Below are 14,566 nucleotides of genomic sequence, written 5' to 3'. Positions count from 1 at the left end.
CCGGAGAACGGGCGCAGGGCCCGTCCGGCACCCGGACGGGCCCTGCGCCTCCTGCCGATCAGTCCTCGTACGCGTCCAGCGGCGGGCACGAGCAGACCAGGTTCCGGTCACCGAAGGCCTGGTCGATCCGGCGCACCGGCGGCCAGTACTTGTCCGCGACCGACACCCCGGCCGGGAAGACGGCCTCCTCACGGGTGTACGCGTGCTCCCACTCCCCGCCGAGCGCCCGGGCGGTGTGCGGCGCCTGGCGCAGCGGGTTGTCCTCCGCCGGCCACGCCCCCGAGCCCACCTTCTCGATCTCCGCGCGGATGGCGATCATCGCCTCGCAGAACCGGTCCAGCTCGACGATGTCCTCGGACTCGGTCGGCTCGATCATCAGCGTCCCCGCCACCGGGAACGACATGGTCGGCGCGTGGAAGCCGTAGTCGATCAGCCGCTTCGCCACGTCGTCCACGCTCACCCCGGTCGCCTTGGTCAGCGGCCGCAGATCGATGATGCACTCGTGCGCGACCAGCCCGCCCGGGCCGGTGTACAGCACCGGGTAGTGCGGCTCGAGCCGCTTGGCGATGTAGTTGGCGCTGAGCACCGCCACCTGGGTGGCCCGCTTCAGCCCCTCGCCGCCCATGAGCCGCACGTACGCCCACGAGATCGGCAGGATCCCCGCGGAGCCCCAGGGCGCGGCCGAGATCGGCCCCACACCCGTCTCGGGCCCGGCGGCGGGCTGGAGCGGGTGGTTCGGCAGATACGGCGCGAGGTGCGAGCGCACGGCCACGGGGCCGACGCCGGGACCGCCGCCGCCGTGCGGGATGCAGAAGGTCTTGTGCAGGTTCAGGTGGGAGACGTCACCGCCGAAGTGGCCCGGCTTGGCCAGCCCGACGAGCGCGTTGAGGTTGGCGCCGTCGACGTAGACCTGTCCGCCCGCCTCGTGGACCTGGGCGCAGATGTCGGCGACGTGCTCCTCGAACACACCGTGCGTCGACGGGTACGTGATCATCAGCACGGCCAGCTCGTCGCGGTGCAGTTCGATCTTCGCCCGCAGGTCCTCGACGTCGATCTCGCCGTCCTCGGCGGTCTTCACGACGACGACCTTCATCCCGGCCATCACGGCGCTCGCCGCGTTGGTGCCGTGCGCGGAGGACGGGATGAGACACACGGTCCGCTGCTCGTCCCCGTTGGCCCGGTGGTAACCACGCACGGCCAGCAGGCCCGCAAGCTCGCCCTGCGACCCGGCGTTGGGCTGGAGCGACACCTTGTCGTACCCGGTGACCTCGGCGAGCCGGTCCTCCAGCTCCCGGATGAGCGTGAGGTAGCCCTCCGCCTGCTCGGCGGGCGCGAAGGGGTGCAGCTGGCCGAACTCGGGCCAGGTGACCGGCTCCATCTCGGTGGTCGCGTTGAGCTTCATGGTGCAGGAGCCCAGCGGGATCATGCCCCGGTCGAGCGCGTAGTCCCGGTCGGCGAGCCGGCGCAGATAGCGCAGCATCGCGGTCTCGGAGCGGTGCTGGTGGAACACGGGGTGGGTGAGGATCGCGTCGGAGCGCAGCAGCGCCTCGGGCAGCGCGTCCCCGGCGGCCGCGTCGAGCGCCTCGACGTCCCCGTCCACGCCGAAGGCTGCCCATACGGCGGCCAGCTGGGCCCGTGCCGTGGTCTCGTCGCAGGCGATCGAGACGTGGTCCGCGTCGACGAGGTGCAGATTGACCCCGCGTCCGCGGGCGTCGGCGACGATCTCTCCGGCCCGGCCCGGCACCCGCACGGTGAGCGTGTCGAAGTAGGAGCCGTGCACGACCTCGAACCCGCCGGCCGTGAGGCCCCCGGCGAGGATCGCGGCGTAGCGGTGGGTGCGCGCGGCGATGGTCCGCAGCCCGTCGGGCCCGTGGTACACGGCGTACATGCCGGCCATGACCGCGAGCAGCACCTGGGCGGTGCAGATGTTGCTGGTCGCCTTCTCCCGGCGGATGTGCTGCTCGCGCGTCTGGAGCGCGAGCCGGTAGGCCTTGTGCCCGTCCGCGTCCACGGACACCCCGACGAGCCGTCCGGGCAGGCTGCGGGCGAACTTCTCCTGCACCGCCAGGTATCCGGCGTGCGGTCCGCCGAAGCCCATCGGCACACCGAAGCGCTGGGTCGTGCCGACCGCGATGTCCGCGCCCAGCTCACCGGGCGACTTCAGCAGGGTCAGCACGAGCAGATCGGCGGCGACGGTGACGAGCGCGCCGAGCCCGTGCGCCTGGTCGATCACGGCCTTGATGTCGCGCACGGCCCCGGAGGCACCCGGGTACTGGAGCAGCACACCGTTGATCTCACGTTCGGCGATCCCGGCGGGGATGCCCTCACCGAGATCGGCGACCACGATCTCCACGCCGGTCGGCTCGGCACGGGTCTGCAGCACGGCCACGGTCTGGGGCAGCACGTCGGCGTCGACCAGGAAGAGGCCCTTCTTGTTCTTCCCCATGCGGCGGGACAGGGCCATCGCCTCGGCGGCGGCCGTGCCCTCGTCGAGCAGCGAGGCACCGGAGGTGGGCAGCCCGGTGAGGTCGGCGACCATGGTCTGGAAGTTCAGCAGCGCCTCGAGCCGGCCCTGCGAGATCTCCGGCTGGTAGGGCGTGTAGGCCGTGTACCAGGCCGGGTTCTCCATGACGTTGCGCAGGATCACCGGCGGCGTGAAGGTGCCGTAGTAGCCGAGGCCGATCATGGAGTCGAGGACCTGGTTGCGGTCGGCCAGCGAGCGCAGCTCCGCCAGGACCTCCGCCTCGGTGCGCGCGTCCGGCAGGTCCAGGGCGTCGGCGTTCTTGATCACGTCGGGGACGGCGGCGGCGGTCAGCTCGTCGAGGGAGCCGTAGCCGACGTGCGCGAGCATCTTGGCCCGCGCTTCCTGGTCGGGCCCGATGTGACGCTGCTCGAAGGGGATGCCCTGTTCGAGCCGGGAGAGCGGAATGCGATCGGCGGTCATGTCTGAGGCCTCCTGGTCTGACGCGACCTTCGAGGACACCACGGCGCGGGTGCCCGGACGGCCTCCCCCTCTGTCATCTCAACCTGAGAGCTTCACCGGCCGCCACCGGGGCAGCCGGCTTTCACCGTCGGTGAGGACGGAGGCCGTCGACGCCGTCGACATCCGTCCTGCTTTCCAGAGTGACCTCGTCCGCGCGGTACGTGTGCCTGAGAGATTCCGGGGAGGAGTTGCTCCTTCGGCGCCTCCGGTGATCTCCGGAGGACTCTCCCGCACGGGGTCAGCAGCCGTTGTCAGAGTACCAGCGAGGTCCAAGAGGCCTGCTCGAGTGGCCGCTCGTCCCGATGTGTTCTTTTGTAGTGCTTACGGATGAGTTGCGACCAAGAGGAGGGCCCGTGCAGACCGACATCGATCCGCGCAACCTGATCGGCCGCAAGGCGTTCGACCGCAACGGCACCAAGATCGGCACCGTCGACGAGGTCTACCTCGACGACGCGACCGGTGTGCCCGAGTGGGCCGCGATACGCACCGGGCTGTTCTCCCGGGACGCCTTCGTCCCCCTGGAGCCCAGCGAGCTGGTCGAGGGCACGCTCCACGTCCCCTTCGACCGGGCCCTGATCAAGGACGCGCCCGACTTCGGCGTCGGCCGGCACCTCTCCCCGGAACAGGAACTCCAGCTCTACCACCACTACGGCCTGGACATCGCCGCTCCTCCACCCCTCCCGGACCACAACTTCGGCCACCTGGCGGGCACGGACGAGAGCTGACTTCCTCGCGGGACGCCGGAGGCGGGAGGCGGGACGCGGGACTCAGGAAGCCGGGCACAGGAAGCCGAAAGCCGGAGGCCGGGCGGCGGGAGGCCGGGCGGCGGGAGTCGCCGACGCGACTGAGGGGTCCGCGGCAGCGAAGATCCCGGCGGAGGCTTCCGACGTGGTGGAGGTAGACGGCCGGGGCTGCACGGCGTGGCTCTGGGGGACCTGCCGCCCGCTGAACTGCCCGAGGGGGTCTGAGCGGTACTCGTTCACCGGCGGAAGTTTCGGCTCTGCGCGTCAAGTCCCCCAAGATCCCGGCGGTGACGCCGGAGGCCGGAGGGCGGCGGAACGCCGGGCGCCGGGACGCCGGAGGGCGGCGGAACGCCGGAGGGCGGCGGAACGCCGGAGGGCAGAGGGCCAGCGCCGGACGGGCCGCGCGCCGCACGCCGGACGGCCGCGCGCGGTCGAGCAGCGGGCGGCCGTGCTCGACGCGGGCCGGATGCGGGTCGGAGACCGCCCGGCGGATCAGCCGGTCATCCGGTGTCGCCGAGTCCGCCTCCATGCTCCGGAAGTGCGGTACCGGGGGCAGGGCGGCTCCGCTCGGCCTGGCCGTCCCCGCCATCCTCACCGTCTCCACCGTCCCCGTCCGGTCTTCGCCGCACCAGTGGCAACGGCTCCGCCGGCGCCAGGTCCGGGTCCTCCACCCGGAAGGTCCGCACCCGCCCCGGCTCCGACTCCGGGGTCTCGAACCGCACGGTGACCCGGCCCAGCCCGCTCCCCTGCACCCAGCCGTGCCCCAGCTCCGCGTGGACCACGTCGCACCCGGGACTCCACCGGTGCCCGACCCGGGCCTCCGGCACGGCAGACTCCTCGGGAACCTCCTCCGCGGCCCCCTCGCCCCCCTCCTCCCCCGCCGCCTGGGCGAACAGGTCCTCCTGGGTGAAGTCCGCCAGACCGCTGACACCCACCCCGAGCAGCCGCACCCCGCCCGTGGTGTCGACGGAGTCCAGCAGACGCCCGGCGGCCTCCCGCACCACCGCCGGATCGTCCGTGGGCCCGCGCAGGGTCTCCGACCGGGTCAGCGTGGAGAAGTCGTAGCGCCGCACCTTCAGCACGATCGTCCGCCCCGACAGACCGGAGCCCCGCAGTCTGCGCACACAGCGCTCCGCCAGCCGCTTCACCTCCAGCTCCACCCGCAGCCGGTCATGGATGTCGACGTCGTAGGTGTCCTCGACCGACACCGACTTGGCCTCCCGCTCCGCGACCACGGGCCGGTCGTCGCGCGCCAGCGCCATCGCGTACAGCCCGTGCCCGTGCGCCTTGCCCACGAGGCGCACCAGCTCGTCCTCGCCGGCCTCGGCCAACTCGTCGACCGTGGTGATCCCGGCCCGGCGCAGATGGTCCCCGGTGGCCGGGCCCACCCCGGGCAGCGTCCGCACCGGCATGGGCCCGAGCATGGCCCGCTCGGTGCCGGGCTCGATGAGGATCAGGCCGTCCGGCTTGGCCTGCTCGGAGGCGATCTTCGCAAGCATCTTCGAGGCGGCCAGGCCCACCGACCCGGTGAGGCCCGTGACCGCCCGGATGTCCGCCCGCAGCCGGATGCCGGCCAGCCGGGCCGACTCGCCGTCCCAGGCCGCTCCCCCGGCCTCCAGATCCACGAACGCCTCGTCCAGGCTCAGCGGCTCCACGAGGGGCGACAGCGTCCGCAGGAGCCCCATGACCTGGTCGCTGATCCCGCGGTAGAAACCGAAGCGCGGGACGAGATAGGCGGCGTTCGGAGCCAGCCGGCGCGCCTGGGCCGTGGGCATCGCGGAGTGCACCCCGAAGGCCCGGGCCTCGTAGGAGGCCGTGGCCACCACCCCGCGCGGCCCGATGCCGCCCACGATCACGGCTTTCCCCCGCAGGCTCGGCTTGGACGCCTGCTCCGCCTGGGCGTAGAAGGCATCCATGTCGAGATGGAGGATCGTGGGCGCGTTTCTCACATCTCCGATGCTGCACCACGCCACTGACAATGCGGCCGCCCGGCGGGGGCGGGGCTTCAGACCGCCCGGTTGCGCCGGCGCGCCAGCTCGTCCGCCGGGTTGGGCCCGACGAGCGTCTCCCCGGTGTCGACCCGCTCGCCGTGCAGCTGCGACAGCGCGCCCTCCACGTCCCGCCAGACCACGCCGACGGCGATCCCGAAGATGCCCTGACCGCCCTGGAGCAGGGCGTGGACCTCGTCGGGCGAGCTGCACTCGTAGACCGTCGCGCCGTCGCTCATCAGCGTCATCCGCTCCAGATCGCGGAAGCCGCGCTCCCGCAGATGCTGGACGGCCGTACGGATGTTCTGCAGCGACACCCCGGTGTCCAGGAACCGCTTGACGATCTTCAGGACGACGACGTCCCGGAAGCTGTAGAGCCGCTGCGTCCCGGACCCGTACGCGGGCCGTACGCTCGGCTCGACGAGCCCGGTGCGGGCCCAGTAGTCGAGTTGCCGGTAGGTGATGCCGGCGGCCGCGCAGGCCGTCGGTCCGCGGTAGCCGATCTGCTCGGACGCCATGGACGCCGCCCCTCCGCTGCTCGGCACGGCAGCGGGTCGCTGCGGAGCCGCGTGCTCGGCCGCGCCGCCCTGGTGGGGGTATCCCCTGCCCGGGCGCAGCCGAGAGCTCTGGGGAGGGTACGGACCGCTTCCCCCGACACCGAGTCCGGGGGCACCCCCAGCCGTACCGTCGCCGCTGCTTCTCACGCCGACCTCCGTCCTTGACCTGCCTTCTCGACGGTAGGCAGTCACCAGGGGTGCGTCAACGATCGCCACACTCGCCACGCCGAGTGATAATCACCCTAGGAGTGGTTTCCCGCACCCCGCCGCGGGGAAAGGCTAGCCGAATGCGTGGAGCAGGAGCCGTAGGACGCTCACACGCGCCGCTGGCAAGTGCCTGAAACAGGTCGGCCGACCTGCGGCCCTCCTCGTGCCGCGGGCCGGGCTCCGGCTACTGGTTGCTGGTGCCGAAGTCCTCGGGCGAGATCTGGTCGAGGAACTCGCGGAACTTCTCCACCTCGTCCTCCTGCTCGTCCGGAATCGCGATGCCCGCGTCGTCGAGCACCGTGTCGCTGCCGAAGATCGGCGTCCCGGTGCGCAGCGCCAGCGCTATGGCGTCGGACGGGCGCGCGCTCACCTCGACGCCGCTGGCGAACACCAGCTCCGCGTAGAAGACACCCTCGCGCAGATCCGTGATGCGCACCTCGGTGAGCTCCTGGCCGACGGCTTCCAGCACGTCCTTGAACAGATCGTGGGTCAGCGGTCGTGCGGGGGCCATGCCCTGCTGGGCGAAGGCGATCGCCGTCGCCTCCCCCGGTCCGATCCAGATGGGGAGGTAACGGTCGCCTCCCACTTCACGCAGCAGCACGATCGGTTGGTTGGAGGGCATTTCGACCCGGACACCTACGACATCGAGCTCGTTCACACAGCAACCCTAGGCCGTGCCCGGGACGTTTGGGTAGTCGGGCCGGGAACGGGTGACCGATCCGCCCAGGGCGAAACCGGTGGCTCAGGGCAACCGGACGCCGAGAGCGGTCTGCACCAGCGCCGCGTGCAGCCGGACCGTGAGGTCGGCCAGCTCCTTCGTACGGGCCTCGGCGTGCGCCCTGGTCTGCGGGTTGCGGTGGCGCTTCAGGGGGGCGACCACCTGGTCCACCAGCCCCGCCTCACGGTCCGCCGCGGCCTTCATCACCCGCAGGTGACGGGGTTCGATCCCGAACCGCCCCAGCTCGGCGACGAGCGCGGCGACGGTGGCGGCCTCGGCGTCGTAGACCCCGTTCTCCAGCGGGACGAGCAGCCCGTAGGACTCCCACTCCACCAGCGCCGACTCGTCGATCCCGGCGGCCGCGAGCAGCTCGGCCCGCCCGATCCGGGCCGCGGTGGGCCCCTCCACGGCCTCCGTGAGGGCCTCTCCGTCCCGCTGCCGCCCCACGGTCGGCAATGGCACGGCCTCGCCGCGCTCCATGGCGTCCAGATGCTCCCGGATCACCTTGAGCGGCAGATAGTGGTCCCGCTGCATCCTCAGTACGTGACCCAGGCGCTCGACGTCCTGCGGGCTGAACTTGCGATACCCCGAGGGGGTCCGCTGGGGCTCGATCAGCCCCTCCGCCTCCAGGAAACGGATCTTGGAGATGGTGACCTCGGGAAACTCGTCCCGCAGCGCGTTCAGTACGGTGCCGATGCTCATCGGGCCGGCGTCCGCGGCGGCGGTGCCGTGTCCGGCACCGCCCCTCGGTGTTTGAAGCATGGACCTTCCCTTGGTTCCCCCCGGATGGACTCCGGGGGAGGGTCAGTAACCCTGCTGGCTCGCGTAGAAGACCAGCCGGTACTTGCCGATCTGCACCTCGTCACCGTTCGACAGAGGGACCTCGTCGATCCGCTCCCGGTTGACGTAGGTACCGTTCAGGCTGCCGACGTCCGCGACCTTGAAGGTGCCGTCCGGGTTGCGACGGAACTCCACATGGCGACGCGAGACCGTCACGTCGTCCAGGAAGATGTCGCTCTGCGGATGACGCCCGGCCGTCGTCAGGTCGCCGTCCAGCAGGAAGCGGCTGCCCGAGTTCGGACCACGACGGACCACCAGCAGCGCGGAACCCGACGGCAGCGCGTCGACCGCGGCCTGCGCCTCCGGGGAGAGCGCCGGCAGCTGGGTCTGGCCGGTGGCCTCGGAGTCGTAGGCCTCGAGACCGGAAATCGAGATGGTGGAGGTCGTCTCCGACGCACGCTCCGGCGTCAGACCGGGACGCAGCGGCGCGCCACAGTTGGAGCAGAAGCGGCTGTTCTCCGCGTTGCGGTTACCGCACCTCGTACACACCAGGGCCGACATGGGAGAAAACCCTCCACCCGTACTTGAGGTTGACGGTTGGCCGAAACCTATGCCGCCGGACTGTGCGGGGTCAACAGACGCCGCGCCCTGACCTCCGGGAATGTCATCACCCGAACCGGACACCTGGTCCCGGAACAGCGGCCGCTGGCCCTCTGCGTCGGGCTGTGCGCGATGCCGGGCAGTCGCGTTGTCGCTGCCCTCTCGCGCGCTCTTGCCGAACAACTTCGCAAACAACTTCACGGGCGATTCCCCTTGACCGAAACAGACCCGCCCGTGGGGCAGGACGAACCCTGAATGAATACACCGGCCGACCCGGACACCTTCACAACGTCCGTATCCACCAGACAGTTTCCACCACGCACCACCCGATCGGTGCGTCGACCCCCCGCAACCTCATGCCCCTGCCGGACCGCCCCCATGCACCCCCGGTTCACGGGGAGGACGACCGAGCGTAGTCAGGCTGCTTCGCCGCTCGCAAGGCGTCCACGACGATCTTGTCCGACCGCTCGACGGTCACGGTGGCCTGCTCCTTCTCAAGAGTCTGCACCACGCCTCCAGGGATGTTCAGCGCCGGCTCGAGGTCCTGCGGGTTGCCGATGACCTTGAAACGAAACGGCGCGTTGATCTTGTTCCCGTCGACGCTCACGCTGTTGTCCGAATCCGTCAGGTACGTGCCGGCGACCACCCGCACGTCGTTGACCTGGATCGCCTCGGCTCCCGCGGCGCGCAGCTCCTGGATCGCGTCGAGCAGCATGTCCGCCTCGACCGTCCCCTTCGTGTCCTCGATCGTCATCGTGATGCCCGGCCCCTGCGCGGCCACCGTGCCCGCCAGGATGCCGAGTTGCTTCTCCTTCTCCACCGTCTGCTTACGGGCCTCCTCGGCCTGGTCGGAGCTGTTCTCCAGCTCCGCCCGCTGCTTCTCGAGTCCCTGCTTCTCGTCCTCAAGACGCTGACTGCGGTCATCCAGTTCATCGAGGATGCGCACAAGATCCTCCTGGCGCGCGCCGCGCAGGGCGTTCCCGCTGTCGCTGTTGGAGGCGACCTGGACGGCCAGACCGAAGCCGAGCCCGAACAGCAGCAGGGCGACGATGAGTTGGGCCCGGGTCACCCGCGGCGGCCACAGCCCCTTCGCCAGCCGCTGCCGGCCGGTCAGCACGGGCTCGGCGGCCTCCGGCTCCTCCTCGGCCACCACAGGGGGCGCCGGAACCTCCGCCGGCAGCTCCTTGCGCAGTGTGTTCTCAGCCACCTCGTCCTGGTTGCTCATCGGCCTCACGCCCGGAAGACGTGCCGGCGGATCGCCGCGGCGTTGGAGAAGATCCGGATGCCGAGCACGACCACGACACCGGTCGACAGCTGGGCGCCCACACCCAACTTGTCGCCCAGGAAGACGATCAGCGCGGCCACGACCACGTTCGACAGGAACGAGACCACGAAGACCTTGTCGTCGAAGATCCCGTCGAGCATGGCCCGCAGACCGCCGAACACGGCGTCCAGGGCCGCCACGACGGCGATCGGCAGATAAGGCTCGACGACCGCCGGAACCTCAGGCCGGACCAACAGGCCGGCCACGACTCCCACGACGAGGCCCAGTACGGCGATCACGATGTGCCCTTCTCAGTTCTCGGCTCGGCTGTACGTACGATCACACTCGGTGCGGCGGGCAGCCGGACGTCGTCCTGCACGGAAATCGACGTCCTGATGCCGTAGTTCTCCTGCAACACGCTCAGATAGACGCCGTCCGCGCTGTTCTGGAACTTGGCGCTGAGGTTCTTCCCGTCCCCCACCGCGAGCACCGTGTACGGCGGCACCAGCGGCTTGTTGTCGACCAGTATCGCGTCACCCGCGGCCCTGATCGCCGACAGCGCCGTCAGCCGCTGTCCGTTGATCGAGACGCCCTCGGCCCCGGACGCCCACAGTCCGTTGACCACCTTCTGCATGTCACGGTCACGGACGCGCCCGGTGTCGGAGAACCCGGAGGTCTCCCGCGGGTCGCCGTCACCCCCGGTGGTGGCTTCCTTGGCGTCGTTGACGACGAGCTTGATCCCCGGCCCGTGCACCTCCACGGCCCCCGACAGCACGCTCACCAGATCCGCCCGGTCTCCGCCGCCGCTCTGCTTCAGCGCCTCGCGCTGCCGGGCGCTCACGTCGTCGCGCAGCCGGTCCACGGTGCGCTCCAGCTCGTCGGCCGCCTTGGTCTCGGCGTCGACGCGGTCGACCAGCTCCTCGCGCTCCTTGGCGACGACCGGGGCCGAGATCCGCGCCTGGGCCGCCCCGACGGTCACCACGAGGGCCGCGAGCACCAGCCCGCCCGCGAGGCCGAGCTTCGCCCGCAGCGTCTTCGGCAGCCCGCCGGCGCCCTCGGACTCCTTCCGGGCGGCGGCCTCGGCATACCCGTCGTCGAGGCTGTGGTCCATGACGTTGGTGAGCAGCGACATGGACGCGTCCGGACGCGACACGCGCGCGGGTGTGCTCCGAACGGGGGGCTGCTGCGGCATGCCGCACATCGTCGCACGTCGCGACCACTACCTCCGAATGGCCCCACCGGCGAACCGGACAGGCCCCCTTGAGGACGCCTGTCCGGCACGCGCGTGTGCTGCGCGGATCAGCGCCCGGCGCTGTCCACGACCGACGACCACTCGTCGAGCAGGGCCTGCGCGGAGGCGTCGTCGGGCCCCTCCGCCCACAGATGGGTGACGGCCTCGGCCGGGTCGGGCAGGACCATCACCCAGCGCCCGTCCGTCTCGACCACCCGCACGCCGTCCGTGGTGTCCACGAAGCGGTCTCCGGCCGCCTCGACGACCCGCCGCATCACCAGCCCCTTGACGGCCCACGGGGTCGCCAGATCCCGCTTCAGGACGTGCGCCCGCGGAATCCGCGCGTCGATCTGGCTGAGGGTGAGCTGCGTCCGCGCCACCAGCCCGATCAACCGCACGAAGGCGGCCGTGCCGTCGAAGACACTGCTGAACTCAGGGACGATGAAGCCGCCCTTGCCGTCCCCGCCGAAGATCGTCGTCTCGTCCCGGCCGACCCGGGTCAGGTCGTCGGGCGAGGTCGTCGTCCACTCGACCTGCGTCCCGTGGTAGGCCGCCACCTGCTCGGCGATCCGCGTCGTGGTCACCGGCAGCGCCACCCGCCCGCTGCGCCGCTCCGCGGCCACCAGGTCGAGCAGCACCAGCAGGGCCCGGTCGTCCTCGATGATCCGGCCCTTCTCGTCGACGAGCGACAGCCGCTCGCCCACGGGGTCGAACCGCACCCCGAAGGCCGCCCTGGACGAGGCCACGATCTCCCCGAGCCGTACGAGCCCCGAGCGCCGCTGGTCACCCGTCTCCGTGGGCCTGGCCTCGTTCAGTCCGGGGTTGATGGTCAGCGAGTCCACACCCAGTTTCCCGAGCAGACTCGGCAGCACCAGCCCGGCACTGCCGTTCGACGCGTCGACCACGACCTTCAGCCCGGACTCCGAGATCCCGGTCGTGTCCACGTTCCGCAGCAGCGATCCGGTGTACGAGTCGAACACGCTGGCCGGGAAGTGCAGATCCCCGATCTCGCCCGGGAACGCCCGCCGGTACTCCTGCCGGGCGAACACCCGGTCCAGCTTGCGCTGACTGCCCTGCGACAGATCGGCACCCTGCCCGTCGAAGAACATGATGTCCACGGAGTCCGGCACCCCGGGCGAGGTCCGGATCATGATCCCGCCGGCGGATCCCCGCGCCGTCTGCTGCCGCGCCACGGGCAGCGGTACGTTCTCCAGGTCCCGTACGTCAATGGCGCTGGCCTGCAACGCGGAGATGACCGCCCGTTTCAGGGCCCGGGCGCCACGGGAGTGGTCGCGGGCCGTGGTGACGGTGGAGCCCTTCTTCAGCGTCGTCGCGTAGGCACCGGCGAGCCGGACCGCGAGCTCCGGTGTGATTTCGACGTTCAGGATGCCGGACACCCCGCGGGCGCCGAAGAGATGCGCCTGGCCCCGGGACTCCCAGATCACCGAGGTGTTGACGAACGCACCGGCCTCGATGGTCTTGAACGGATACACCCGCACATTGCCCTGCACGATCGATTCTTCACCGATCAGGCATTCGTCGCCGATGACGGCGCCGTCCTCGATCCGGGCGGCCCGCATGATGTCGGTGTTCTTTCCGACGACACAGCCGCGCAGGTTGCTGTGCTGCCCGACGTACACGTTGTCGTGCACGACGGCCTTGTGCAGGAACGCGCCGCTCTTGACCACCACGTTGGAGCCGACGACGGTGTGCTCGCGTATTTCCGCGCCGGCCTCGACCTTGGCGTAGTCGCCGATGTACAGCGGGCCGCGCAGTTCGGCGTCGGGGTGCACTTCGGCGCCTTCCGCCACCCACACTCCGGGGGAGATCTCGAACCCGTCGAGCTCGACGTCGACCTTGCCTTCCAGCACGTCGGCCTGGGCCTTCACATAGCTCTCGTGGGTGCCCACGTCCTCCCAGTAGCCCTCGGCGATGAAGCCGTAGATCGGCTTGCCTTCCTTCATCAGCTGCGGGAAGACATCGCCGGACCAGTCGACGGGCACATCGGCCTCGACGTACTCGAAGACCTCGGGCTCCATGACGTAGATACCCGTGTTCACCGTGTCCGAGAAGACCTGGCCCCAGGTCGGTTTCTCGAGGAAACGCTCGACCTTGCCCTCTTCGTCGACGATGGTGATGCCGAATTCCAGCGGATTGGGCACACGCGTCAGACAGACGGTGACGAGGGCGCCCTTTTCCTTGTGGAAGTTGATCAGCTCGGTGAGGTCGAAGTCGGTGAGAGCGTCGCCGGAGATGACGAGGAAGGCGTCGTCCTTCAACGCTTCTTCCGCGTTCTTGACGCTTCCGGCGGTTCCGAGTGGCTTCTCCTCGTTGGCATAGCTGAGCTCCATTCCGAGCTCTTCTCCGTCACCGAAGTAGTTCTTGACCAATGAGGCCAGGAACTGCACGGTGACGACGGTCTCGTTGAGCCCATGCCTTTTGAGCAGCCTCAGGACATGCTCCATGATCGGCCGGTTGGCCACCGGCAGGAGCGGCTTGGGCATGCTCGAGGTCATAGGGCGAAGGCGTGTGCCTTCGCCTCCGGCCATCACGACGGCCTTCATGTCGGAAGCGTCCTCCTAGAAGAGACGACGGTCTAGCCGACTTCACCCATCCAGATTGTCCCGCACTTTTCCGAAGCGGGCCATCGAGCCACTACTGCCCCCGCCCGACGACGGGCTCAGCCGGCCATGGCGTCCGCACGAACGAGGCGGCGGACCTGCACCACGTAGAGGACTCCTGCCCACCAGTAGAGGGTTGTACCCCACCCTGCGAACGCCCATCCGAAAATAGCAGCGAGTGACGCGAGCCACCCGCTTCCGTCACTGAGCAGGAGCAACGGGAAGGCGTACATCAGGTTGAACGTGGCCGCCTTACCCAGGTAGTTCACCTGCGGCGGCGGATAACCGTGGCGCCTGAGGATGCCCACCATCACCAGCAGGACCAGTTCCCTCGCAAGAAGTACAGCCGTCAACCAGAGGGGCAGAATCTCCCGCCAGGTGAGACCGACCAGGGTCGAGAGAATGTAGAGCCGGTCCGCGGCGGGATCGAGCAGCCGGCCGAGGCTGCTGATCTGGTTCCAGCGCCGTGCGAGCTTCCCGTCCAGGTAGTCGCTGACGCCGCTCAGAGCCAGCACCAGGAGCGCCCAGCCGTCGCTCTGCGGGCCCCCGAACTCAGGCCTGAGGATCAGCCAGAGGAAGAGAGGTACGCCGAGGAGACGCGCCATGCTCAGGATGTTCGGGATGGTGAGGACCCGGTCTGTCTGGACGCGGGTCTCCTGGACCTCCACCCGGGGGCCTCCATAGAAAACGTGCCAACGATGCCCCCTGACCCTACCTCAACGCAAAAAAGCTCTGGCTCTTGGGCCATAGTGGGCCCAAGAGCCAGAGCTCTAAAAGGAGTTCGGCGGTGTCCTACTCTCCCACAGGGTCCCCCCTGCAGTACCATCGGCGCTGTGAGGCTTAGCTTCCGGGTTCGGAATGTAACCGGGCGTTT

General features: G+C 70.0%; 12 protein-coding genes, 1 rRNA gene and 1 riboswitch. Of the genes, 1 reads left to right on the top strand and 12 read right to left on the bottom strand.

Going from position 1 to position 14,566, the window contains the following annotated elements:
- Positions 1 to 58 precede the first annotated feature (58 nt).
- Positions 59 to 2,944, bottom strand: a complete 2,886-nt coding sequence (gene gcvP / locus ABZ490_RS25235; protein WP_358993979.1) for an aminomethyl-transferring glycine dehydrogenase — start codon at positions 2,942 to 2,944, stop codon at positions 59 to 61.
- A gap of 184 nt (positions 2,945 to 3,128) precedes the next feature.
- Positions 3,129 to 3,224: riboswitch (glycine riboswitch) on the bottom strand.
- Between the two features lie 112 nt (positions 3,225 to 3,336).
- Between gcvP and ABZ490_RS25230 the strand changes: the two genes are divergently transcribed.
- The gene (locus ABZ490_RS25230) at positions 3,337 to 3,708 is read left to right on the top strand and encodes a PRC-barrel domain-containing protein (RefSeq protein ID WP_358993976.1); all 372 of its coding nucleotides are present in this window, start codon (positions 3,337 to 3,339) and stop codon (positions 3,706 to 3,708) included.
- A gap of 518 nt (positions 3,709 to 4,226) precedes the next feature.
- Here the strand turns inward: ABZ490_RS25230 and ABZ490_RS25225 are convergent.
- The 11 genes from ABZ490_RS25225 to rrf form a co-directional block, all read right to left on the bottom strand.
- Complete coding sequence (locus tag ABZ490_RS25225) at positions 4,227 to 5,675, bottom strand: DNA polymerase IV (RefSeq protein ID WP_358993973.1); 1,449 nt, start codon at positions 5,673 to 5,675, stop codon at positions 4,227 to 4,229.
- Between the two features lie 56 nt (positions 5,676 to 5,731).
- Positions 5,732 to 6,418: a MerR family transcriptional regulator gene (locus ABZ490_RS25220; protein WP_358993971.1), complete on the bottom strand. Its 687-nt coding sequence runs from the start codon at positions 6,416 to 6,418 to the stop codon at positions 5,732 to 5,734.
- A gap of 244 nt (positions 6,419 to 6,662) precedes the next feature.
- On the bottom strand, positions 6,663 to 7,136 hold the full coding sequence (locus ABZ490_RS25215) for a bifunctional nuclease family protein (protein WP_055634823.1): 474 nt from the start codon (positions 7,134 to 7,136) through the stop codon (positions 6,663 to 6,665).
- Positions 7,137 to 7,220: 84 nt separating this feature from the next.
- On the bottom strand, positions 7,221 to 7,958 hold the full coding sequence (locus ABZ490_RS25210) for a MerR family transcriptional regulator (protein WP_358993967.1): 738 nt from the start codon (positions 7,956 to 7,958) through the stop codon (positions 7,221 to 7,223).
- A 42-nt stretch (positions 7,959 to 8,000) separates the two neighbouring features.
- The gene (locus ABZ490_RS25205) at positions 8,001 to 8,885 is read right to left on the bottom strand and encodes an FHA domain-containing protein (protein ID WP_358994362.1); all 885 of its coding nucleotides are present in this window, start codon (positions 8,883 to 8,885) and stop codon (positions 8,001 to 8,003) included.
- A gap of 82 nt (positions 8,886 to 8,967) precedes the next feature.
- Entirely contained in the window at positions 8,968 to 9,801 is an 834-nt protein-coding gene (locus ABZ490_RS25200; RefSeq protein WP_358993964.1) for a DUF881 domain-containing protein, read from the bottom strand.
- Positions 9,802 to 9,806: 5 nt separating this feature from the next.
- Positions 9,807 to 10,139 (bottom strand): small basic family protein, encoded by a 333-nt coding sequence (locus ABZ490_RS25195; RefSeq protein WP_003988855.1) that lies wholly within the window; start codon positions 10,137 to 10,139, stop codon positions 9,807 to 9,809.
- Positions 10,136 to 11,041 (bottom strand): DUF881 domain-containing protein, encoded by a 906-nt coding sequence (locus ABZ490_RS25190; protein ID WP_358993962.1) that lies wholly within the window; start codon positions 11,039 to 11,041, stop codon positions 10,136 to 10,138. The genes ABZ490_RS25195 and ABZ490_RS25190 overlap by 4 nt, the downstream gene beginning before the upstream one ends.
- A 98-nt stretch (positions 11,042 to 11,139) precedes the next feature.
- The gene (locus ABZ490_RS25185; RefSeq protein ID WP_358993959.1) at positions 11,140 to 13,635 is read right to left on the bottom strand and encodes a mannose-1-phosphate guanyltransferase; all 2,496 of its coding nucleotides are present in this window, start codon (positions 13,633 to 13,635) and stop codon (positions 11,140 to 11,142) included.
- Between the two features lie 116 nt (positions 13,636 to 13,751).
- A complete protein-coding gene (locus tag ABZ490_RS25180) occupies positions 13,752 to 14,360 on the bottom strand; it encodes a CDP-alcohol phosphatidyltransferase family protein (protein ID WP_358993956.1) in 609 nt (202 codons plus the stop codon).
- A gap of 111 nt (positions 14,361 to 14,471) precedes the next feature.
- Positions 14,472 to 14,566, bottom strand: a 5S ribosomal RNA gene (gene rrf / locus ABZ490_RS25175); the annotation flags it as partial.

This window comes from Streptomyces sp. NPDC005811, assembly GCF_040630405.1.
GTDB lineage: Bacteria > Actinomycetota > Actinomycetes > Streptomycetales > Streptomycetaceae > Streptomyces.
This window is presented reverse-complemented; position numbering and strand designations above follow the sequence as displayed.